Origin of the sequence: Bacillus sp. ISL-35 (assembly GCF_018613355.1) — a bacterium.
Lineage (GTDB): Bacteria > Bacillota > Bacilli > Bacillales > Cytobacillaceae > Mesobacillus.
Window position 1 is genome coordinate 290996 of record NZ_JAGGQK010000002.1, and the last position, 22064, is coordinate 313059.

General features: G+C 41.8%; 19 protein-coding genes. 13 read left to right on the plus strand and 6 right to left on the minus strand.

Annotation, left to right across the window (positions count from 1 at the left end; genetic code table 11):
- Nucleotides 1-9: 9 nt before the first annotated feature.
- The 5 genes from J7E38_RS04655 to J7E38_RS24285 all read left to right on the plus strand — a co-directional run bounded on the left by J7E38_RS04655 (nucleotide 10) and on the right by J7E38_RS24285 (nucleotide 3938).
- Nucleotides 10-624: a sterol desaturase family protein gene (locus J7E38_RS04655; protein WP_214704829.1), complete on the plus strand. Its 615-nt coding sequence runs from the start codon at nucleotides 10-12 to the stop codon at nucleotides 622-624.
- Nucleotides 625-805: 181 nt separating this feature from the next.
- Nucleotides 806-1342 carry an NfeD family membrane protein gene (locus J7E38_RS04660; protein ID WP_214704828.1) on the plus strand — a complete coding sequence of 179 codons (537 nt, stop codon included), beginning with the start codon at nucleotides 806-808 and terminating at the stop codon, nucleotides 1340-1342.
- Between the two features lie 11 nt (nucleotides 1343-1353).
- Complete coding sequence (locus J7E38_RS04665) at nucleotides 1354-2901, plus strand: flotillin lipid rafts scaffold protein FloT (RefSeq protein WP_214704827.1); 1548 nt, start codon at nucleotides 1354-1356, stop codon at nucleotides 2899-2901.
- A gap of 128 nt (nucleotides 2902-3029) precedes the next feature.
- The gene (locus J7E38_RS24280) at nucleotides 3030-3437 is read left to right on the plus strand and encodes a nuclease-related domain-containing protein (protein WP_214704826.1); all 408 of its coding nucleotides are present in this window, start codon (nucleotides 3030-3032) and stop codon (nucleotides 3435-3437) included.
- A 57-nt stretch (nucleotides 3438-3494) separates the two neighbouring features.
- Nucleotides 3495-3938: a hypothetical protein gene (locus tag J7E38_RS24285; protein WP_214704825.1), complete on the plus strand. Its 444-nt coding sequence runs from the start codon at nucleotides 3495-3497 to the stop codon at nucleotides 3936-3938.
- Nucleotides 3939-4366: 428 nt separating this feature from the next.
- Here the strand turns inward: J7E38_RS24285 and J7E38_RS04675 are convergent, their stop codons facing one another.
- Together J7E38_RS04675 and J7E38_RS04680 are read right to left on the minus strand one after the other, a co-directional pair.
- Nucleotides 4367-7228 carry an ABC transporter permease subunit gene (locus tag J7E38_RS04675; RefSeq protein ID WP_214709964.1) on the minus strand — a complete coding sequence of 954 codons (2862 nt, stop codon included), beginning with the start codon at nucleotides 7226-7228 and terminating at the stop codon, nucleotides 4367-4369.
- Nucleotides 7225-8112 (minus strand): ABC transporter permease subunit, encoded by an 888-nt coding sequence (locus J7E38_RS04680; protein WP_214709962.1) that lies wholly within the window; start codon nucleotides 8110-8112, stop codon nucleotides 7225-7227. Before J7E38_RS04680 ends, J7E38_RS04675 begins: the two co-directional genes overlap by 4 nt.
- A gap of 173 nt (nucleotides 8113-8285) precedes the next feature.
- On the opposite strand from J7E38_RS04680, the gene J7E38_RS04685 reads away from it, so the two are divergent.
- Together J7E38_RS04685 and J7E38_RS04690 are read left to right on the plus strand one after the other, a co-directional pair.
- Nucleotides 8286-9824, plus strand: a complete 1539-nt coding sequence (locus J7E38_RS04685; RefSeq protein WP_214709960.1) for a carboxypeptidase M32 — start codon at nucleotides 8286-8288, stop codon at nucleotides 9822-9824.
- Nucleotides 9825-9845: 21 nt separating this feature from the next.
- Nucleotides 9846-10460, plus strand: coding sequence for a TetR/AcrR family transcriptional regulator (locus J7E38_RS04690; protein ID WP_214709958.1), 615 nt, complete (start codon nucleotides 9846-9848; stop codon nucleotides 10458-10460).
- A gap of 122 nt (nucleotides 10461-10582) precedes the next feature.
- Here the strand turns inward: J7E38_RS04690 and J7E38_RS04695 are convergent, their stop codons facing one another.
- Complete coding sequence (locus J7E38_RS04695) at nucleotides 10583-12082, minus strand: potassium/proton antiporter (RefSeq protein ID WP_214709955.1); 1500 nt, start codon at nucleotides 12080-12082, stop codon at nucleotides 10583-10585.
- A 14-nt stretch (nucleotides 12083-12096) separates the two neighbouring features.
- The gene (locus J7E38_RS04700) at nucleotides 12097-12651 is read right to left on the minus strand and encodes a tyrosine-type recombinase/integrase (protein WP_214709953.1); all 555 of its coding nucleotides are present in this window, start codon (nucleotides 12649-12651) and stop codon (nucleotides 12097-12099) included.
- A gap of 145 nt (nucleotides 12652-12796) precedes the next feature.
- On the opposite strand from J7E38_RS04700, the gene J7E38_RS04705 reads away from it, so the two are divergent.
- The gene (locus tag J7E38_RS04705; RefSeq protein WP_214709952.1) at nucleotides 12797-13267 is read left to right on the plus strand and encodes a hypothetical protein; all 471 of its coding nucleotides are present in this window, start codon (nucleotides 12797-12799) and stop codon (nucleotides 13265-13267) included.
- A gap of 71 nt (nucleotides 13268-13338) precedes the next feature.
- Here the strand turns inward: J7E38_RS04705 and J7E38_RS04710 are convergent, their stop codons facing one another.
- Nucleotides 13339-15051: a methyl-accepting chemotaxis protein gene (locus J7E38_RS04710; RefSeq protein ID WP_483297157.1), complete on the minus strand. Its 1713-nt coding sequence runs from the start codon at nucleotides 15049-15051 to the stop codon at nucleotides 13339-13341.
- 572 nt (nucleotides 15052-15623) lie between these two features.
- Between J7E38_RS04710 and J7E38_RS04715 the strand changes: the two genes are divergently transcribed.
- The 5 genes from J7E38_RS04715 (at nucleotide 15624) to J7E38_RS04735 (ending at nucleotide 20707) form a co-directional block, all read left to right on the plus strand.
- Nucleotides 15624-16406, plus strand: a complete 783-nt coding sequence (locus J7E38_RS04715; protein WP_214709950.1) for a TerC family protein — start codon at nucleotides 15624-15626, stop codon at nucleotides 16404-16406.
- A gap of 224 nt (nucleotides 16407-16630) precedes the next feature.
- Nucleotides 16631-17947, plus strand: a complete 1317-nt coding sequence (locus J7E38_RS04720) for a hemolysin family protein (RefSeq protein WP_214709949.1) — start codon at nucleotides 16631-16633, stop codon at nucleotides 17945-17947.
- A gap of 172 nt (nucleotides 17948-18119) precedes the next feature.
- Nucleotides 18120-19067 carry a YsnF/AvaK domain-containing protein gene (locus tag J7E38_RS04725; RefSeq protein WP_214709948.1) on the plus strand — a complete coding sequence of 316 codons (948 nt, stop codon included), beginning with the start codon at nucleotides 18120-18122 and terminating at the stop codon, nucleotides 19065-19067.
- Between the two features lie 248 nt (nucleotides 19068-19315).
- A complete protein-coding gene (locus J7E38_RS04730; protein ID WP_214709947.1) occupies nucleotides 19316-20026 on the plus strand; it encodes a GDSL-type esterase/lipase family protein in 711 nt (236 codons plus the stop codon).
- A gap of 114 nt (nucleotides 20027-20140) precedes the next feature.
- On the plus strand, nucleotides 20141-20707 hold the full coding sequence (locus J7E38_RS04735) for a M15 family metallopeptidase (RefSeq protein WP_214709945.1): 567 nt from the start codon (nucleotides 20141-20143) through the stop codon (nucleotides 20705-20707).
- Nucleotides 20708-20757: 50 nt separating this feature from the next.
- On the opposite strand, the gene J7E38_RS04740 is transcribed toward J7E38_RS04735, so the two are convergent.
- Nucleotides 20758-21990: an NAD(P)/FAD-dependent oxidoreductase gene (locus tag J7E38_RS04740; protein WP_214709943.1), complete on the minus strand. Its 1233-nt coding sequence runs from the start codon at nucleotides 21988-21990 to the stop codon at nucleotides 20758-20760.
- Nucleotides 21991-22064: the final 74 nt, after the last annotated feature.

Below are 22064 nucleotides of genomic sequence, written 5' to 3' on the forward strand. Positions count from 1 at the left end.
GGCGGTGTTATGAAGAAGCTATATAAGGACTTTTTGTTTTTTCCCGATATTAGTATCTTGATTGTTTTAATATTTACTGGCATCGGGATGTCCATATGGAAAGGCCTGACATGGTACATGGTATTATTTTTCATCATAGGAATGATTACATTCGCTTTTAGCGAATATTTTACCCATCGCTTCTTCTTTCATATCAAAGCACCGAAGAACCCATTATTCCTAAGGTTCATGAAAAGGATCCACTATGACCATCACACCGATCCGAATAACCTCAAGCTGCTATTTCTGCCATTATGGTATAGCTTGCCCGGCTTTTTGGTCCTGTCATTTCTTTTTTATCTAGTTTCCCATAACGTGAGTCGGACTATTGCGTTCGGAACCGGGCTGATGGCGATGCTGCTGGTCTATGAGTGGAAGCATTATGTTGCCCACCGGCCGATCAAGCCAAAGACCAGATTCGGACGTTGGGTAAAAAAGGTCCATATTCTCCATCACTTTAAGAATGAAAACTTCTGGTACGGTGTCAGCACACCTTTTGCCGATTACTTATTTGGAACTTTCCGGGACGAAAAGAAAGTGGAAACAAGCAAAACAGCGAAGGATTTAGAAAAACGAGCCTTATAATTGTAAGCCTGTGCCCATTAATAGGGAACAGGCTTTTTATAGGTTTCAGGGAAGATTTAGCTATTATTCTACAAATTTTTAAAAGTTTTGAAACCTATTTCCAGTCCAATCGTATTACATATCAAGAAATAAATGGAATAAGGGAGGGTGCCAATTTCAATTTTAGCAAGGGGTGAGAATTATGGAGATGTTTGGCATGCCATTAGAAACGATTTATTTATACGGATTGGTAATTTCAGGTGTGGTCACGATTCTTTATCTATTTTTCGGTGACGCCCTTGAAGGACTGACAGAAGGAATTCCTTTTGTGAATCCGACCGTGATTTTTTCATTCGTGACGATTTTTTCTGCAGGTGGATATTTAGGAGAAATCTTCACAGGTCTTCACAGCATGTTGATTGCTGGAGCTTCAGCCATTATTGCTCTTATTCTTGTCACTTTATTGAATGTGTTTGTATTGATTCCTTTATCGAATGCCGAGGAGTCACTTGTCTACAAAGAGAGTGACTTGCGGGGAAGAATCGGAACCGTCATTACCGGGATCCCGGCAGATGGATATGGTGAAGTCCTGATTGAGAATATTAGCGGCCGCATCTCCAAACCGGCAGTCAGCTTCACGAACACCAACATTTCTTATGGAAAAAAAGTCCTCGTCATCGACATCGAAAACGGGGTGCTGCAAGTGAAATTATATGAAGACTTAGAGACTTATATTTAGGAGGAGAAGGTATGGATCTAATGTTTATTGTTATTGGTTTTGTTGTCTTTTTAATCATCGCGTTGGTCGCCGTTTTCATCACAAAGTATAAAACGGCTGGACCGGATGAAGCACTGATTGTAACAGGAAGCTTCCTCGGAAGCCGCAATGTGCACACAGATGAATCGAGTAACAAGATAAAAATCATCAGGGGTGGCGGTACGTTCATCTTCCCGGTGTTCCAGCAGTCACGTCCGCTCAGCCTGCTGTCCAGCAAGCTTGAGGTAACAACTCCGGAGGTTTACACAGAACAGGGTGTACCGGTTATGGCTGACGGTACCGCGATTATCAAAATCGGAGGATCCATCAGTGAAATCGCCACAGCTGCCGAACAGTTCCTTGGCAAGACGAAAGAAGACAGGGAAAATGAAGCGAAGGAAGTATTAGAAGGGCATCTCCGGTCGATTTTAGGATCGATGACTGTAGAAGAAATCTATAAAAACCGTGATAAATTCTCCCAGGAAGTCCAGCGTGTTGCTTCCCAGGACCTTGCAAAAATGGGGTTAGTGATTGTTTCGTTTACGATTAAAGATGTCCGGGATAAAAATGGATACCTTGATTCTCTTGGTAAACCTCGAATTGCCCAGGTAAAACGTGATGCAGATATCGCAACTGCTGATGCGGAAAAAGAAACACGCATCAAAAAAGCGGAAGCAGATAAAGAAGCCAAGAAAGCAGAATTTGAACGTGCGACTGAAATCGCCGAAGCTGAAAAAATCAATGGATTGAAAATGGCTGAATTCCGACGTGAGCAAGACATTGCCAAGGCACGTGCCGACCAGGCATATGACCTCGAAAATGCCCGTGCCCAGCAGGAAGTAACAGAGCAGGAAATGCAAGTCAAGATCATCGAGCGCCAAAAGCAAATCGAGCTCGAGGAAAAAGAAATCCTGCGCCGTGAACGCCAGTATGATTCCGAGGTCAAGAAAAAAGCCGATGCAGACCGCTATTCTGTTGAACAATCTGCAGCAGCTGACAAAGCAAGGCAAATCGCTGAGGCTGATGCAAATAAATATCGTATCGAAGCAATGGCCCGTGCCGAAGCAGAAAAAGTCCGCATGGATGGTCTTGCAAAAGCTGAAGCTGAGCGGGCACAGGGTGAAACTGAGGCTGAAATCATCCGCCTGAAAGGTCTTGCAGAAGCAGAAGCGAAAGAAAAAATTGCAGAAGCATTCGAACAATTCGGCCAGGCCGCAATCCTCGACATGATTGTGAAAATGCTTCCTGAATACGCGAAGCAAGTGGCAGCACCACTTGGCAATATTGACAAGATCACCGTTGTCGATACAGGCGGCAGTGAGGCCAATGGCGGAGCAAACAAAGTAACAGGCTATGCCACAAACCTGATGTCGACACTCCAGGAATCACTAAAAGCATCATCAGGTATCGACGTAAAAGAACTAATCGAGAACTTCTCAGGAAAAGCCAATGTCAGACACAGCATCGATGCACTGGCAGACGAGATTCGCGAAAACAAGACCGAAAACAGGATCGAAGCAGCAATTAAGCAGGAAGAATAAGAAGGGAAACCCGTCTGGAGGAATGATTCCAGGCGGTTTTTTTTAATACCTACGAAAAAATTAACGAAACATTCACAAAAACAAATGGCAGTTTAGATTAAAATAAGCTTAAAGAAAGGAAGTGGAGTATGTTACTTAAAAAAAGAAGTGAATCTAAGGAATTAGTAGTTATGCGCTATCTGAATACGCGAATGGAGTTGACTGCCGGGGATAAATTTCATTATGCGAATTTGGAAAAAGGGTATAGAGGGGAGCTTGAATTTGATGTGTTAACTGAACAGCTCTCTGAGGAAAGGTATATAATAGATGACCTTCTGCTACAGGTGAACAATTCTTATTTTCAAATTGATAAGGTAATAATCTCTGGGGGATTGATACATCTATTGGATGTGAAATATCACGAAGGTGATTTTTATCTGGAATCAGACAAATTTTACTCATTGAAAAGTGGCAAAGAATACAGAAATCCAGTCATACAATTAAAGCGAAGCGAGACACTCTTTCGCCAACTCCTTCAGAACCTCAAATTAAATTAACTCGTCCAGGCCTCTGTGGTTTTCAACAATCCCGAATTCACACTTTACCAAGCCCCAATGGACCAACCAATCATCCTACCAACCCAGATCAACCGCTTTTTAAAAGAACTAAATGATACACCTTCTAAGTTAGACGAAAACTATAAATTACTCGCCCAAAAATTGCTCTCATTGCACCAGGATAAAAATCCGTTTACCACTCTGCCCGAATATGATTATGATCGGTTGGAAAAGGGGATGCATTGCAGGGCTTGTGGGTCTTTTAATACAGTGATTAAAAACTATGACTTAGTCTGCGGTAAATGTAGTGAACAGGAAAGGATTGATCAAGCCGTTCTGCGATATATCCAGGAATTAAAAGTGCTTTTTCCTGAAATTAAAATTACTACGCAGATAATCTATGAATGGTGCAAAGAAAAAGTTAGCAAGAAGACAATAACTAGAATTCTAAAGAAGAATTATGTATCAACTGGTAGGACTTGTGATACTTATTATGAATAATGTAAAAAAATCATCTCTGATCATAAAAGGTTTTTTATTATTAATTGACGGAGCATAAGGGTTCGGACAGGTTTCAGGGTAAACAAGCAAAAGCTGTCCGAAGTAGCCCTGAGTTCGGACAGGTTTCAGGTTAAACAAGCAAAAGCTGTCCGAAGTAGCCCTGAGTTCGGACAGGTTTCAGGTTAAACAAGCAAAAGCTGTCCGAAGTAGCCCTGAGTTCGGACAGGTTTCAGTGTAAACAAGCAAAAGCTGTCCGAAGTAACCCTGAGTTCGGACAGGATTCAGGTTAAACAAGCAAAAGCTGTCCGAAGTGGGCCAAAGTCCTCAGACTAACTGTAGTTTCTGTGTAAATCAATCTGTACAATCGTTTCCTTTGCCAATGAAAAACGCCTGAGCAAACTCCAACAGCTCAGGCGAAAACTAAAATACTATTCTTTTCCCTCAGGCTTTAGCCAACTATCAAAATATCCTTTTGCCTGTGGATGGCCTGCTTTTTCAAAGTGGGTAATCACATCATGTCCAGATGCATTTTTATTTGTATACTCGTTTACATATTGTTTCAAGGCTTTATCAACTTTTCCGGCTTTGACCAGGTAATCCAGTTCTGCATACAAATTGAAACCTTGGATTCCCATCATAACGGAGTAATCATTCAAATTTTTAAAGTCGCTCAATGGGCTGCTTAAGTATTGGCCTTCTTTCTGGATTCTCGCAATCTCTTCCTGCTGCTTAATTTGTTCTTCCGCAGAACTGCTGGCCTGGTAGCCTCTTGCACCCATATAAGATTTCAAGGAATAGCTAACGAGAGTTTCATTAACCCAGGGTTCTTTATATCCATTGCTTCCGACCAATCCTGACAGCCATTGTCGGATGACTCCATCTGTCATGCCCAGAGAAGTAAAACTATTGTCGGCGAAATTGTAACCAGGTGAAAAAATCATTCCCTGGTAAGCCATTTGTGGGTTACTTTCCCCAGTTCGGATAATATCCAGTTCTTTATAAGGCAAGAGCGAATCGTAAAATTCCTCGAAAAAATCGATGGATTGGCCGGCACCCATTGCATTCCTGTTTGCAGTCTCCTGTTTGTCGATGGAAGGGCGGTACCATACGTTCACAAGTGTATCGTTGCGAGTCATGAACCGTTCAGTTTGATAGTACTGTTTATCCAGGAGGACGACAGAAAAGTCACGGACATTCTCTAAGTTGACGTGATATTTCTGATTATCACCTGCGTTTTCAATTTTAGCATTCGCTTCTTCGGCATTCGATAGAATTTCGTATTTGGCAGCCGCGTTTATGGTCACATCATAGTTGGCAGTTTCGCTATAGAAAGGGGAACCGAGTGGTGAATAAGGATCCAGGTTCCAGCCGTTTTTATCATATACAGCCTGAGTTGGCAGGAAGCTGCCGAGCCATACTGCTGCATAATCATAGCTTGCATTGCTATAATTCACGGGGAGCTGGAAATTGAATTGAATGTCCAGCTCGGCTGTTGCCTTGTCAGCCCAATCGCCCAACTTAATTTCTAATATCGTTCCATCGACACTGTAATCTGCCTTTTGCTCATTCACTTTGATTTCCTCAATCTCAATCCAGCCAGGCGTTGGTGATGGCCCTCGGATGAATTCCCATTCAGGTCCATCAATCGGATCTTTAAACTGGTTAGGATACAGGTGAAAATAAATTTTATCCTGGTCAGCACCGGTTGTATTTGTTGTGGAAACATGCATGCTTCCTTTTAATGTTGCGTCAGCATCCTGGTAAGTCAGTTCAGCTTTATATTCGACAGGCTCATGCTCCTTATTGGTATAGCTGTAGCTAAATAGGTCTTTAGCTTTTTCCGGTTCAGCTGATGCACCCACGCTGCTTTCTTCTTTCTTTGCCTTTTCATTCCCGATCAACTCAGCGTACGAAAATAAACCCGCCCAAAGTACGAGCGATGCGGTCAACAATGTGGTGAAGACAGGCTTAGGGTATTCTGATATATAACCTGCAGCCTTTACGAAAAACTTATCCGTAATGCGGTAAACCTTGTATCGATTCAGATAACTCCGTGCAATTCTGAGCTTTTCACGAATTACATCACTAATATATTTCTTCTCTCTAAATTCCTCTTCAGGCTCCTCTGGGACGCCAACCAATACGAATTTCTTAGAAAGGCCGGTATCATCTGATTTAACAACATCAACTGCATTCGATCCAGCCCTTTGTGTGGCAGGCACTACCCCCGCAATATGGTCCTCAATCCCTTTTTTCATCCAGTTCACGGTGATTGCGATGAATGCGATGATCAGGACCGGACTGTAAAACATCCATGGCGCTCTCCTGATCAACCAGAAGTTTTGGCCCGCCATACCTGCAAGTTCATTCGATATTGTTCGATAAATCAGCCGTGGTTCATTCGTCAGTGCTGTCGGGTGAGGCCCGCCAAGGTAAAGCGAAAAAATTCCCATGAATGTTAAAAGCTGAAGAACGGATATAATTTGCTGGGTGAATAACAACAATAAATGGGTCTTGATATTCGGCCAGACATGCCTGACCAAAGTATGGAATTTACTTGCGCCCATCAGTGTGGAGCTCAATACATAAGGCTGTTTTTCGATTTCAGCCATCATATCCAGGATAAAGTAATAGACTCCAGGAAGACCAACCATCATCAAAACCAGTATTTGATATTCTAATATTATTTTTGCAGAAATTCCCAATGGCATCGCGGCCACAGGGATGATCAGAATGATTCCGACCAGCAATGGCGGTATATACCGAAATGGCCAAAAGAAGGCACTGAAATACCGTTTTAAGCCCGGGTACCATAACGCCGTCAACAGCGCCAGCAGGATTCCTGCAAGGAGCCGAGCGAGAGTGATGCCGATTACGGCTCCAAGTGTGTATTTAACCCCTACAAGTACCAGGTTCACCATGCTCCTTGCACCTAGATCGGTTCCAAGCGGGAACGTTAGGGAAGGGGGAGCTGGAGGTGCTGCGACAAATTTGCCGTTCTCATCAAAAATTAATGGTTCGTTGCTTTCAGGCATTGGTTCAGTGAACCAGCTGACCGCGAACAATAGAATAAGGATTGCAACACCAATTTTAAAGTTCCTGTGTTTCAGGTTATTGAGATGGTGAAGGAGTGCTATGAATCTATAAAATAAGTATTTTATTCCGGCTCCCAGCCCTTTTATTGCTTTGTTCATATTCAAGGTTTTAATTTCCCTTAATAGCCTGGCTAAGCCGTTTTTCTTATTCTGGGGATTGCCTTTCATCTTCACGAGCTTAAGGATCCTGTTCATATATTCAACCCCCGTGCTTTCCCGGCATTTTTACCGAAAAAAGTAACTAGTCGCTCCACAATGAACACTGGAAGCATAAATACACCTACATAAAACAATATGCTGGCCGGTGAAGCTCCTTGTTCGATCATAAGGTTATACAGTTCTTGTATGTATCCATCAAGGACAAACATGTGTTCAACGAGCACCATGTTGGTTAACACAAGGTAGATGATTGTTTTGAAGTGGATGGACACAACCGGCACTATATTACGGGTCAGATGGAAAAACAGGAGCTGCATTTTCGATAAACCTTTCGCCTGGCCCAGCAGTATATAGTGTTTTTCGAATTCTTCCTCCATTATTTTTATCAGGAATTGAGCGAGAAACAATGATGGGAGAATGGAGTTGATGATCATCGGAAAAATGAGCGGTTCCTTCCCGGCCAGCCCATACATCGTAACCAGGCGGATGTGAAATTCTCGGTATAGCGTGAACAAGACCATCTGAATCATGAAAATAACGAGTAAATCAGGCAATCCCTCAAAAAAATTCAGGAAATGTTTGACCCTGGAGCGATGAGAATAAGAAAGGTGCATAAATGCATAAGCGATCAAACTTCCTATGAAAATAGTGAATAGCAGACTTACAAAAATGATTTCTATGGAATATGTATACCTGTCGATCACTGTTTCGCGGAACCATCCTTCGAAAAATTGCCAGCTGGATGGCTTGATTAACTGTGCAGATGTTTCTGCCAACCCTTTTAAAAAAGCGGACAGTTTAATGCCAAGGTGCTCACTATCGCCTCCTCTGAATGTAAAAAGCGCAGGAAATGACATAAAAAAGAGCAGACCTGCTATTGAGGTCAGTGATAATAGGATGTAATGAAAGAATTTATGCATAAGTCCTCCTTTGGAAAAAATTTCATTATATTTTTATTCGACGTAGTAAAATTATGAAAGGTTGCAAGAATTTAGAAATATTTATTAATAATTTTGTGATAATTGAAAAAACAATGTAATATAGATTATAATAAACCGACTGGATAGTTTATTTAAAAGTAGGGGGAGATATCATGGAACAAAAAGTGATGAATCAACCAATCATTTCAGCATTGGAAAAATTCACGGAGCTGGATGAAAAAATATCACATTTTAATAGTATTTCAGGATTGCTTAGCTGGGACCAGAAAGTGATCGCTCCCAAGAAGGGGCGGTCTATTTTCGCTAAAGCCAGCAGTACATTAAGGACAGAAGCGTTCAAACTGACCGTATCAGAGGAAATGGGAGAACTGTTAAACGCACTTTCTTCACCAGAAGCAGAAGCTTATCTTGATGAAGCGGCAAAAGCGAAGGTTCGTGAAAGACTGAATTTCTATAACCGTTCCAAGAGTATTCCCGCAGAAATGATCAAGGATTTTTCCGTGCTGACATCACGGGCTAATGATGCCTGGGAAGAGGCAAGGGAGAATAATGACTTTGAGAAATATTTGCCATTCCTTGAAAAAATCGTTGATTTTAAAAGAAAAGCCGTTGAAATCTATGGCTATGAAAATCATCCCTACGATGCGCTGCTGGATGAGTATGAACCTGGCTTGACTGTTGAAAAGCTGGATCCTTTATTTGATAAATTAAGAAAATCAAGCACTGATTTGCTAAAGCGGATCCAACAGGCGGCGTATAAACCGCGAGTAGAAATTTTTGACCAGCCGTATTCAGTAGCAAAACAAAAAGAGTTCAATCAATATATTTTGCCGCTGATTGGCTTTGATCTGAATGCTGGCAGATTGGATGAGACCGTTCACCCATTTGCGCAGACGGTTAATACTGGAGATGTACGGATTACCACAAGATATTTAGAACATAATGTTCGTTCGGCCATTTTTGGCACGATCCATGAAGCCGGTCATGGTATTTATGAGCAAAACATTGACCAGCAATTCGAAGATTCAGTCCTGCAGGAAGGGGCTTCTTTTGGCATCCATGAGTCTCAGTCACGCTTCCTTGAAAACATGGTAGGCCGAAGCGAGGAATTCTGGAAACACTTTTATCCGAAGCTGCAGGAACATTTTCCTGAGCAGCTTGGGGATGTCGAACTGGATGATTTCTACCGTGCCGTCAATGCCGTTCAGCCATCATTCATCCGGGTCGAAGCTGATGAGCTGACATATAATCTGCATATCATGGTCCGTTACGAAATTGAAAAGGCATTGATTGCGGGGGAAGTAGAAGCGAAGGATCTTCCGGCAATATGGAACGCGAAGATGAATGAATATTTAGGAGTTGTCCCTTCCAATGACAGCGAGGGAGTACTTCAGGACATTCACTGGTCGTTTGGGGGCTTTGGGTATTTCCCATCCTATTCATTAGGAAATTTGTATGCAGCACAGATCCTTAACAAGATTAGAGAGGATGTGCCTGAGTTTTACGGAAGCATCGAAAAAGGTGACTTTGCCGTGATCCAAAAATGGTTGAAGGAAAACATTCATCAATATGGAATGCTTTATACACCAAACGAGCTGATTGTTAAAGCTACCGGTGAAGAACTGAATGCGGATTATTTGGTGGAATATCTCGAAGACAAGTACAGCAAAGTATACAAATTATCATATTAGCTGGAAATAGAGGTTAAAAAAATGGCGCCAATTGTTTCAGAGGAGTATAAGGAAAGGAAGCGGCAGGAGATTTTGCAAAGTGCCCATGCTTGTTTTGCCAAGAAGGGGTTTGAATCTTCAACTGTGGATGACATTGTCGCACAATCTGGCCTGAGCAAAGGGGCGATCTACAATTATTTCAAAAGCAAGGATGAAATATACCTTGCCCTAATGGAAGGCCAGACCAGTGAGTCAGGCACGAAATTCGCGAAGGCGATCGCAGAAAGGCATACTGCTTTGGAGAAGCTTGACTTTCTGGTCGATGCCTATTTGGCTAATGACCCGAACGATGCAGAGAACAAGGATCAGGCACTTGTACATTTCGAGTTCAGGCTTTATTCGACACGAAATCCTGAATTAAAGAAATCTTTGACAGAGAGATATAAAGATTTCTTTATATCATTGTTAGCGGGCATCATTAAGGAAGGGCAGGTATCCGGGGAATTCAACAGTCAGCTAGATCCAGCCACTTATGCTGATATTTTCTGGGCGATGGTAAATGGGGTCACATTGCAGGCGACAATCCTAGAAGACTTTGATTACAAAAGTACTTTAAAAGAGATGCAAATTATGTTCGTGGAAAAAATAAAGACATAAGCCTGAAAAACCAGTGAGGAATCGATCCTCACTGTTTTTTTTGGTTTCGGGGCTCATAAAGAAAATGTTTCCGGATCAGATTCCGGAAAGGACGCATAAACTTTGTCTTGAAAAGAGCCTCATTATATTTTTAGGGTATTTTGCTTATAAGCTAATTTTTCCTTTAGAAGCTTTTTCAGCAGAGGTTTATTTTTCCTGGCAGATAAAATGTAAAGGAAGTCTCCTGCCATGATCACTGTATTGCCTGTCGGGGCGATCAGTTTGCCATTACGGATAATCGCGTTGACAAGTGTGCCTTCTGGCAAAGAAATTTCCAAAAGTGTTTTGCCGACGATTGCATGATCGCTTTCCATTTCATATTCAATCATCTCAGCATCCGCTTTTCCGAGGGAAACCAGTTCAAGCGATTGCATTGGTGTTGTTTTCTTTGGTCCGTTCAATCCAAGTTTATTCGCTAACTTGGGTATGGTGGCTCCCTGAATCAGGGCGCTTGTCAATACAACGAAGAAAACAACATTGAAGATCTGATGGCTATCCTCGATTCCTGCCAGTAATGGAAAGGTGGCCAGGATGATTGGGACTGCGCCTTTCAGTCCAGCCCAGGAGAGGAAAATCCGCTCTTTTTGAGAGTAACCCATTTTTATGGTCGAGATAAATACGGCTACAGGCCTTGCTACGACCATCAGGATTATTGAAAGTAAAACTCCCTTAATTAAAATACCCGGTTTGAATAATTCAGAGGGGAATACGAGCAATCCAAGAATGACAAACATAAGGATTTGCATCATCCAGGCAAAGCCTTCTGAAAAACGGAAAATGGAATGGCGATAAGCAATCTCAGCGTTTCCGATGATGATCGCTGCAATATATACAGCCAATAGGCCGCTGCCATTCAAGAACGCGGTTATTCCATAAGTCAGCAAGGCAAAAGCCGTGGCAAAAACCGGGTACAGGCCGCTTGAATCAAGATTAATGGAGTTTAAGGCTTTAACTGCGACACGGCCAAATAGGATGCCCAAAATCAGGCCGAGTCCCATCTGTAAAAAGAAATCCCCGATCAGTTTCAGGATACTCGCATCAGGCATCGTAATAAGCTCGATCATTGCAACAGTTAGAAATACAGCCATCGGATCATTTGAACCAGATTCTGCTTCGAGGGTAGAACCTAATTTTGAAGAAATATTGTGGCCTTTGAGGACTGCGAATACTGCCGCAGCATCGGTTGAACCAACGATTGCACCAAATAATATCGCTTCCAGCCAATCGACGTCCAGAATCAGTTTTGCAGCGACGGCAACAATTCCAGAGGTAAGTAACACTCCTGCTGTCGCGAGAGACAATGATGGAACGATCACTGGCCTGACGTCTTTCCAATTTGTTTGCAATCCACCTTCAAACAGGATGATAACAAGAGCAATGACTCCGATCATTTGCGCCAATGCTGCATTATCAAAATAAATGATGCCAAGGACATCGCTGCCCATGACCATCCCGACCATGATAAAGAAAATCAGCGAGGGAACCCCCAGTCTGGTCGAAAATCTAGTCGTAATTACACCGACAATGAATAAGAAAGCCAAAAGTAATATAAATGAATCTGTGCTTAAAACCTGTTCGTTCAATGAAATCCTCCTCACTATAAGTTGATATTTATGTTGACTGTTACTGAATACTGGTCCAATCCGATGAAATGCATCGTTTCGGAGGGAGATGAGTGCTGCAGTCTTTTCTGGATAAGAGAAATGGCTATCCCCTGTGAATAGGCATGATATCCAAATGTTTTTCTGAGTGTGGTCATCCCTACCGGTTCCGTGACACCGGCCTCTTTTGCGGCTGCATTGATGATTCGGTATGCCTGTTGTCGCGTGATTGGTGCAGAAGTTTTTCGCGACTTAAAAAGATAGTCTGTTTCAATGAAAGGATCTTCATTTAAGTATCCTGAAAGAATCTCCCTAATGGATGGATTCAAGTAGATGGGAGGGTTGCTGTATTGAGGGCTTGAAAGGAATTCTGTGATATTTCCTTCATCATCACGGATATCGCGTACCCGGAGGTTCAATAATTCCTGCAGCTTGATGCCGGTGTTGATTCCCAGCAAAAAAAGACTGTAATCTCTGGTGGAGTGTGCTTCTAGATATTCCTTCATAAGTTCAATTTGAGATCTGGATCTAATCGGGCTTACTGTTTGCATCGATGCCCCTCCTTATGTAACTTAATTATAACTTATTTTAGTTTTTGTAACATATATAATGCTTGAAAAGAATTTTTTAGTTAAGTCTTTGCCAAATGTTATAATGAACAGAATCATAAAATCTGTCATTAATCTGGAGGCAATTATGCTGACTTTTGAACAAAAACTTTCAATCATTGAATCTTTCCAGGAGCTGGAACGAAAAAATGTTTCTATGAACCGTGTTAACTTCCATTATGCAGATAGCATCTATGACAAGAAAAATGTGGTCTATCACTTACATCCAAATGGGAATGGGTTTGTCTATGGAGAATTTTTAGAAGGATATGAGTCGGATTCGAAGGGGATGGTGAATATTCGCGATTTTACTGCGAAAGAGCTTAGATCAATCATTGAACTTTCGATTAAGTCCCTTTCTGGTAACAATACAATTGAATCAGCCATCATAGAGGACAATGAAGAAGAACGCTGGGTCAATACAGAAAACCACACACTAATTCTGGTCCATGAAGATGATATGTGGAATGTGTATGCAGGACTGAATCTGGATGGTACATTTCTTTCTTACAATGAAGCCAAACAATATTTAGAAGAAGAAGGCTTTAGGAGGAGATAAAAAGGATGCCCGCAGGCATCCTTTTTATGTTTTATGCTGTTATGGACTTTTTTTGTCATTACAACAGAAGCTTATAATTTAAATCTGCCAGTCAACTTTTCCAACTCTAATGCTGTTTGTTGGAGGATTTTAGTTGTTTCATTCACATTTTCAGCGATTCTCAACTGGTCCTGTGTTGATTGGTCTGTCTGGCTTGTACCTGCGGCAATTTGCTGGGATGCCTGTGAGACCGTATCGAGTGAGTTTGTGATTTGTTCGATTGCAATGACCTGCTGTTCAATTGCAGAAGCAATATTGCTCGAGTTATCCTCGATCTCCAATGTTGTTTCATATATTTCTTTCAGTGTATCCTTGGCGTGAACGGATAAGTTTTTATTGTATTGTACTGCTTCTCTCGTCTTGACAATGTAATCTACTGCATTACGTGTATTTTGGACATTTTCATTTACAATGGAAATAATCGTTGCAGCAGACTTCGCACTTTCTTCAGCAAGTTTCCTGACCTCATTTGCGACCACTGCAAAACCTTTTCCATGTTCACCAGCCCTTGCAGCTTCTATGGCTGCGTTCAATGCCAGCAGGTTTGTCTGGTCTGAGATCGTATTGATGATCTTAACAAACTGGGTGATTTTATCAGACTGTTTTTCAAGTTCCGTGATGATATCAGCCAGTTGATTTGTATTCTCGTCAACTGCTTCCAGTCCCTCCAGCATTTCATCGATTCTTTTCGTGCCTTCCCTGGAAGTGGCAGTTGAATTTTTAGCGATATAGCTTGCTTGTTGTGCGGAAGCGTTGATTTCTTCAATTCCTGCATTGATTTCTTCCAAAGTTGCCTGCATTTCCTCTATATTGGCATTCTGCTCCTGTGTGCTTGCAGCAGCCTGCTGGTTCGCTGCAGTCAATTCCCTGATGGCATCAACAGAGCTGGAAGCAACACTTGACAACCCCATTGTTTCATTGGTAACTTCCTTTGTGCTTGCCTGAACCTGTGAAACCAATGTACGGAGTGAAGCAGTCATCGTATTGATGCTTTCAGCCAGTGCACCGATCTCATCTTTTGAACGGACCTTGATGTCATCCTGTGACAAATCGCCATTTGCGATATTTGAGGTCAGGTTTTTGATTTTATTCAATGGTGTAATCAGTCTTGAAACCAGGAAATACATTGCTGCGCTTGAAAGGAGCAGGATAATGATGGACAGGACCCAAATTCCGGCAACTTCACCATTGATCTTTTTATTTATTTGAGATACATCAAACTCAACCCCGTATAAGGCGATTGTTTTTCCGCCCATGTCGTTGATTGGGGCAAATCCGGTCATTTTTTCCCCAGTATCCGATTTGTAAATTTCAGTTGTCGTTCTCTTGTTTTCCTTAAAAGCCTCCAGTGCGGCCCGGTCGAATGCTTTGCCGCCTGAATATTGTGAACCGTATGTGAGCTCATCCGTCATCATGGCAGAACTCATTGTAGGGACTATGAATTTTTCTCCATCCAAGGTGATCAAATAGAGATTATGTATTAACGGGTTTTCCTTAAGAATTTGGTCCATTTGTTTTTGCAGCGAGGTGACACCCGGATTGTTCTTGGATGGATTGCTAATGATGGTCTGTGCTTTTCCTACTGAAACCTGATCCGACAACAAGCTTGAAATCGTAGTGAGTTCAGCTTCCATAGAATTGAAATTACTGGACTTTATCGTATGCTGGGCATAGAAAGTCGTTGCCATTGCAAGGACAAGTATTGAAATGATACTCAAAGATACAATCTTCAGCTTTAAACTCATATTCCTGTTGAGCAGGATTCTTCCTGGCTTTTTCTTTTCCGCTGTCTTTTTGACAGTATTCTTTCTTTTCTTAAAACGCAATTTGTCCACTCCTTCTGATTCTGCATAGACGAAAATATCGTTATTGTTATTTTCGGCAAATTTCAAAATTTGTTAAGTAAAAAGTACTATTAGAGTAGATATTGTTAATTACTTGTAGAGTATTGATTGCTGAAGATCGCAATAGTCTCCGATAGTATCAGGGACCAATGGCTTTTTCGGGGCAACAGATGAGTTTACGTTTTTTGTGCGCCGGCTGCAAGAACCATAATAAAAGCCTAGTTAATTGACTAATAATAGCTGCTCCAATATATTTAAATTAAGAGGATCATCCTTTTTAAAGGGGAGTAGCTGCTACAATAAAGTCGTCATGCCGAGATGAAAGTCTCCGGCTTTATTGGCAACATTGACGTTGTTAGCAAGACCTTTACTGAAAACGGTAAAGGTCTTTTTCTATTTGTTTAAGGCCTTTGCCATTTGCGGCAAGGCTTTTTTTCGTATGCCGGGGATGATCCGGAATGGAGGAGAAGAAAATGGAACTAACTTTGTTGCTTGAATATGGTTGGGTACTGCTTGTGCTTATATTGATGGAAGGACTTTTAGCAGCGGATAATGCATTAGTGCTGGCGATCATGGTGAAACACCTTCCTGAAGGGAAACGAAAAAAAGCGCTGTTTTATGGGCTTGCAGGAGCATTTGTGTTTCGATTCACATCTTTATTTGTTCTTTCCTTCATGGTTGATTTATGGCAAATCCAGGCTATTGGGGCTTTATACCTGCTATTCATGTCAGTAAGTCAAATAGTTAAAAAACTGGTCCCTAATAAAGAAATCCAGAAGGAAGCATGGTCCAAGAAAAGGGAAAACAAAAGCGGTTTTTGGATGACCGTACTGAAAGTGGAGGTAGCCGACATAGCTTTTGCCATCGATTCGATTCTTGCAGCTGTTGCACTGGCAGTGGTGTTGCCAGAAACACCTATCCCTGATATCGGAGGAATGGACGGTGGGCAATTTCTCGTCATCTTTGCGGGCGGCATGATTGGGGTAATCATTATGAGATTTGCAGCAAATATGTTCGTCAGTCTGCTTGAAAAAAGGCCGGGTCTTGAAATTGCGGCATTTGCGATCGTCGGCTGGGTTGGGGTGAAACTGGCAGTATTGACCCTATCCCATCCTGCACTAGGAGTAATCAATCAGAATTTCCCTCACTCGTCATTATGGAAGCTGATTTTCTATGCTGTTCTGGGAGGGATAGCTGCTGCTGGATGGTTCTTATCCAATACCAGGGTTGAAGATACCGTTAAAAAGGCATCCTAATCAAATTTTACAGCCACCTCCAAAATGAATTTGTATGAGAATTGCTGATATATTGAGGCGTAATATCGAATACTAGGACTGTATTGATTCAAGTTCTTTCTATATAATGCGTTAGTTGCTTAATATACGGGTATAATTTAAAAAATGATTTCATTTGGGTAATGAAATTTTGGAGGAAATGTTGGTTAGGAGGTGAATGCCTTACAAAATGTAGGGCTTGCCCATTGATTATTACGAATTTGCTGTTAGTTATCCTTTTGATTGCATTGACCGGTTTTTTTGTTGCGACGGAATTTGCGATTGTTAAAGTCAGGAGTTCAAGGATTGATCAACTGATTGCTGAAGGAAAGAACGGTGCACAGTCGGCTAAACATGTAATCACGCATCTCGATGAATATCTTTCTGCCTGTCAGCTGGGGATCACGATCACAGCTCTTGGTCTTGGGTGGTTAGGGGAACCGACAGTGGAAGCAATGCTCCATCCCGTTTTTGAAAGCTTAGATCTAAATCCGTCATTATCAGGTCTTTTATCGTTCGCAATCGCTTTTGCTTCGATCACTTTTTTGCACGTGGTTGTTGGGGAACTTGCCCCTAAAACGGTTGCCATCCAAAAAGCAGAATCAATAACCATGGCATTTTCAAAGCCAATCATCTTGTTTTATAAAATTATGTACCCCTTCATTTGGGCGCTGAATGGATCAGCCAGGCTTCTTGTCGGACTATTTGGCTTAAAGCCGGCATCAGAACATGAAATAGCCCATTCAGAGGAAGAGCTTCGGATTCTTTTATCGGAGAGTTATGAAAGTGGAGAAATCAATCAGAATGAATTGAACTTTGTTAACAACATCTTTGAATTTGATGAACGGATTGCCAAGGAAATCATGGTTCCGAGAACTGAGATTGTTACGTTTGACATTTCTGATGATGTTGAAAAAATTATCGATGTGATCCAGCAGGAAAAATATACTCGTTATCCCGTAATCGATGGTGAAAAGGATAATGTAGTAGGAATGATCAACATCAAGGAAATACTGACTGCCAAACTGACGCAAAAAGAACTTCAAAAAGATTCGATTTTGTCGTCATTCATTAAGCCTGTCATCAGAGTGATTGAGACTATTCCCATCCATGATTTGCTCGTGAAGATGCAGAAAGAGCGCATCCACATGGCAATCTTGATCGATGAGTATGGCGGCACCTCCGGCCTCGTAACTGTTGAGGATATCCTTGAAGAAATCGTCGGGGACATCCGCGACGAATTTGATGTAGACGAAATTGCCGAAATCAGGAAGGTGAAAGAAGACCATTATCTTTTCAGCTCACGAGTATTGATTGATGAAGTGAATGACCTCTTAGGCATCCATATTTCCGAAGAAGATGTCGATACCATTGGCGGCTGGTTCATGACCAAGAATATTGATGCCAAAATTGGAGATGAGATCGAGGAAGAGGGGTATCTTTTCAAAATCATTGAAATTGATGAATACCATATCGCCTATTTAGAAGTGACTAAGATAGAGGATGATTTAAAACCGGTGTAAACCGGTTTTTTTCTTTGTATCCATTATTCCGTACAAGATATCTTTCTGCCTTCTTTTCCGGTTGTGGCTAATTTTGGTATGTGCTAAATAGTTTGAGGGGTTGGCCATGCGGGGTAAGAATACACTACCGGTGCAACCGGATGTAACTTACATTGAAATGGAGGAATTTAAAATGTCTAAAAAAGTAGTTGGAGTTTATGATAATCAAACGGAATTAATTGAAGCAATTGAAGAGCATAAAAACAAGGGATATGCTGTCCAGGATTTTTCCATTATTGGGGACACAAATGACATTACCACTGCACTGGAAAGCAGGACAGGCGTAACGACGGAAACTATTGGAACAGATCATGATGATCATAAAGAAGGAGGATTCTGGCAGAGCCTAATGACTGCGTTCGATGCGGACCGAAATCTCGGCGGCAATGAACCTTCTATTTCAGACCGTCTAGTAGGGCTGGGATTGACAGATGACGCTGCAAGGGAATATGAAGCGGATGTAAGAGCTGGCCGTATCATCCTGTTAGCGGAAACCAATGCTTCTGGCCTTGATGTTGAGGAAACAGGCTATGTTACGGACACATCAGTAGCAGGGAATTATCAAAATACAGACACGTCTGTAACTGGAAACTATGAGGATACAGATGAACAAACTCTGAGATTAAGGGAAGAACAGCTGGATGTTTCCAAGGAGCGCGTCCAGGCAGGTGAAGTCGAAGTGCATAAAGAAGTAGTTGAAGACCAACAGAAGGTCAATATTCCGGTTACCCGTGAGGAAGTATACATTGAAAGACGGGATGTGAATGAGGCAGCAACTGGAACTGACGCTGCAATCGAAGATGACGAAACAATCCGTGTACCGATCATGGAAGAAAAAGTAGAGGTCACGAAGAAACCTGTTGTTTCAGAAGAAATTGTCATCGGCAAGCGCGAAGTGACCGATACTGAACAGGTTGTAGAAAGTGTCAAGCGTGAGGAGGCTCATCTTGAGGCTGATGACGACAGGATCGTGAATGATGGCGACCTGAACCGCAATAAGTTAAGAAACGATACTGATCTTAACCGCAACGAGTTAAGAAACGATACTGATCTTGATCGTGACGGTTACAGGGATCGATAAGAGAATAAAAAAAGAAAAGACGCCTCAGGGGCGTCTTTTCTGCGTATTGAGGCGACTGACTGTACGCCACATCGTACATTTCCATGAAGGAGTGTCAGTCGGCTTACACAATTCAGCTCATCGCTTGATTAATATATCATTTAAACGCATGAATTGGCAAGAGGAATTTTAAGGGAGGGCACTTTAGGTTTCAGGTCCAGTACCAAAGGGGTAAGAAAAAGAGAAATCAAACAGAGAAGGGAACCATCATGAAAACCAATCGAATTCTAATAACACTAGTAGTTGTAATCGCTCTGCTGGCAGGAGTCAGCATTTATGGTAACACACAAGAAAAAGACAAAGTGGAAAGGCTGGTTATTGCATTTGGCGACTCACTTACGTATGGGTTCGGAGATGAAAAAGGTTCAGGTTATATTGATACGTTAAAAGTAAAATTGAATACCCAGAGCAAGAAAGAATTCAATTTTGATAACGAAGCAATTTACGGTCTTGAATCATCGGGAATCCTTGCCCAACTGTCTGATGTTGGGATAAGAGGGAAACTTGATGAAGCGGATTATTTTATTCTTTTTATCGGTACGAATGATTTGATCAACAGCAATGGCGGAAACTTGAATAACCTGAAGGATGATGCAATTGCCAAAGGTCAGGAAGACTATTTGAAAAATCTAAAATCCATCATCAACATACTGTCTGAACAAAATGAGCAAGCACCAATCTTGCTGCTTGGACTTTATAATCCCTATCCTGACAGCAAGGCAATAGAAACTGTGATTGATGACTGGAATAATGAAATCAGTAAAATGATTAAAGATGAAAAACAGATCGTTTACATTCCTACCAATGATTTGTTTAAAGGGAAAAATAAAAAACAATATTTCAGTGATTCCCTCCATTTAAATGATAAAGGATACAAGCTGGTCTCTGAACGTATTTTAGAAAAATACCAGTTCGAATAGGATTGGCCTGGCAAAGTTATTGCCAGGTTTTTTCAATTTCTCAATCCATGAAACCCGAGGCGGTTTGAATTCGTAATATAATAGACTGAAAGAATAACTGAAAGGACTTTTACCGTGAAAAAAAAGCTGTTTGGGAATGCATCCGTCACGTTCTTGCTGGTTTTGGTGGTGCTCCTGCTATATTATCAGTTCCTGACCAGGCCGGAATTCAATGAAGACGTTCCCCTGCCAGAGGGACTCCATCCAGTTGTCTCGGAGAATAAGGAGGCCCTGATTCAAAGAGCAGCTGATTTAGGGATCAGGGTCATTGTTACAGATGGATTCAGGAGTTTCCAGGAACAAGATTCTTTGTATGAAAAGGGCAGGACGGCAGACGGCCAAATTGTCACCCATGCAAAAGGCGGGGATTCTTATCATAATTTTGGACTCGCAATAGATTTTGCTTTATTGGATAAACAAGGTAAAGCCTTATGGGATACGGCCTATGACGGGAATGGGAACGGAAAATCCGATTGGAGGGAGGTAGTTTCCATTGCCAAGGAACTTGGCTTTCAATGGGGTGGAGATTGGAAGCACTTTAAAGATTATCCGCATTTAGAGATGCGCTTTGGACTGACGATTGATGATTTGAAAAGAGGAAAACGCCCTCCGGAAGACTCGTTGACAGCATCACAAAATTAAACAAAGCATCGGGTACAGTTCACTGAGAACTGCTCCGATGCTTTTGGTTGTTATTTTTGATGGGAGACAGTGGAAACCTCTGAGTACGGCTTACCAATCTTAAAAAATTGCTTAACGACGAGGCCAGGTCCTCCGAGCACGAACAGGTAGCGTGCCTCGATGACCTGCTTCATTAAGGCAGCAAATGAACCTGAGATCTTCAAACCGAAGACTTTTCCTACGGCCGCCTTATTACCAATGGAAGCTACAGTGCCCTTATGGTGATAAACAAAATTTTTAAGGTGTTCACCCCTCAGGCTGGCAATAATATTTGGACCACATAACTCTGCCTGCTGTATGGCCACCTGCGCAGTCGGAGGCAGGGCGTTTTTATCATCCTTCATGAATAACGCGGCATCCCCGATACAAAAGACATTTTCAACACCTTTTACCCGTAAACATTCATCGACCGGAATGCGTCCTCTTGAAACGGGCAAGTCCAGTTTTTCCAGGAGAGTATTGCCGCGGACACCACCAGACCAAATCAATGTCCTGGACGGAAGTACTTCTCCATTGTCCAATTCAATGGAAGTTGGAGAACATTCTAGTATTTTTGTAGATGTCATTAATTCAACGCTGTTTTTCTTTAAATAATTGGTTGTAAAATCAATTGCTTCTTGATCAAACCCTGGAAGAACCGTTGGAGAAGCTTCGATATTGATGATTCTTGTTTCGGATAAAGGAATTTCATATTTGCGGCAAAGCTTGGGCAATGCTTCAATAAGTTCGCCAACCATTTCAATACCGGTAAAGCCTGCCCCGGCAACCGCAAATGTAAGTCTTGAAGGATCAGAATCTTCCTTGTAAGCAGCCATCTGTCTGAGAACATGATTGTAGATAGCTTTGGTGCTCTGGAAACTTTTAATTTTAAACGCATTTTCTTCTACACCGGGAATACCAAAAGTAGCAACATCAAAACCAAGAGAGATCAGCAAGTAGTCATAATCAATTTCATCGCCAGAATCGAGGCAGACCTTCTTTGCACCAAAGTCAACATCGTGTACGGTTCCTTTTTTGAACTGGACCTTATTTGTCTTGAGCAGGTCAGGGATGTGCAATGTAATTTTATCGTCAGATGCCGTACCTGCACCTGTTTTATGAAGTTGGGTAGAAATATAATGGTAATCATGTTTATTGATCAATGTTACTTCAGCTTCGCCGTTCCTTAGGGATTTCTCAAGTTGGCGGCTTGTAATCAGTCCGCCATATCCTGCGCCTAGTATGACTATTTTGGGAGTATTCATTGTATTTCCTTCTTTCTGGCTGGGTGATTGTGAATATTTTCACAAGTTAGGGTAAAAAAATAAACTTTGCTATT

Excerpts from the sequence above, each read along its gene's own strand:
- J7E38_RS04655 (WP_214704829.1), top strand. The coding sequence starts at position 10 with ATGAAGAAGCTATATAAGGACTTTTTGTTTTTTCCCGATATTAGTATC.
- J7E38_RS04660 (WP_214704828.1), top strand. The coding sequence starts at position 806 with ATGGAGATGTTTGGCATGCCATTAGAAACGATTTATTTATACGGATTG.
- J7E38_RS04665 (WP_214704827.1), top strand. The coding sequence starts at position 1,354 with ATGGATCTAATGTTTATTGTTATTGGTTTTGTTGTCTTTTTAATCATC.
- J7E38_RS24280 (WP_214704826.1), top strand. The coding sequence starts at position 3,030 with ATGTTACTTAAAAAAAGAAGTGAATCTAAGGAATTAGTAGTTATGCGC.
- J7E38_RS24285 (WP_214704825.1), top strand. The coding sequence starts at position 3,495 with ATGGACCAACCAATCATCCTACCAACCCAGATCAACCGCTTTTTAAAA.
- J7E38_RS04675 (WP_214709964.1), bottom strand. The coding sequence starts at position 7,228 with ATGAACAGGATCCTTAAGCTCGTGAAGATGAAAGGCAATCCCCAGAAT.
- J7E38_RS04680 (WP_214709962.1), bottom strand. The coding sequence starts at position 8,112 with ATGCATAAATTCTTTCATTACATCCTATTATCACTGACCTCAATAGCA.
- J7E38_RS04685 (WP_214709960.1), top strand. The coding sequence starts at position 8,286 with ATGGAACAAAAAGTGATGAATCAACCAATCATTTCAGCATTGGAAAAA.
- J7E38_RS04690 (WP_214709958.1), top strand. The coding sequence starts at position 9,846 with ATGGCGCCAATTGTTTCAGAGGAGTATAAGGAAAGGAAGCGGCAGGAG.
- J7E38_RS04700 (WP_214709953.1), bottom strand. The coding sequence starts at position 12,651 with ATGCAAACAGTAAGCCCGATTAGATCCAGATCTCAAATTGAACTTATG.
- J7E38_RS04705 (WP_214709952.1), top strand. The coding sequence starts at position 12,797 with ATGCTGACTTTTGAACAAAAACTTTCAATCATTGAATCTTTCCAGGAG.
- J7E38_RS04710 (WP_483297157.1), bottom strand. The coding sequence starts at position 15,051 with ATGAGTTTAAAGCTGAAGATTGTATCTTTGAGTATCATTTCAATACTT.
- J7E38_RS04715 (WP_214709950.1), top strand. The coding sequence starts at position 15,624 with ATGGAACTAACTTTGTTGCTTGAATATGGTTGGGTACTGCTTGTGCTT.
- J7E38_RS04725 (WP_214709948.1), top strand. The coding sequence starts at position 18,120 with ATGTCTAAAAAAGTAGTTGGAGTTTATGATAATCAAACGGAATTAATT.
- J7E38_RS04730 (WP_214709947.1), top strand. The coding sequence starts at position 19,316 with ATGAAAACCAATCGAATTCTAATAACACTAGTAGTTGTAATCGCTCTG.
- J7E38_RS04740 (WP_214709943.1), bottom strand. The coding sequence starts at position 21,990 with ATGAATACTCCCAAAATAGTCATACTAGGCGCAGGATATGGCGGACTG.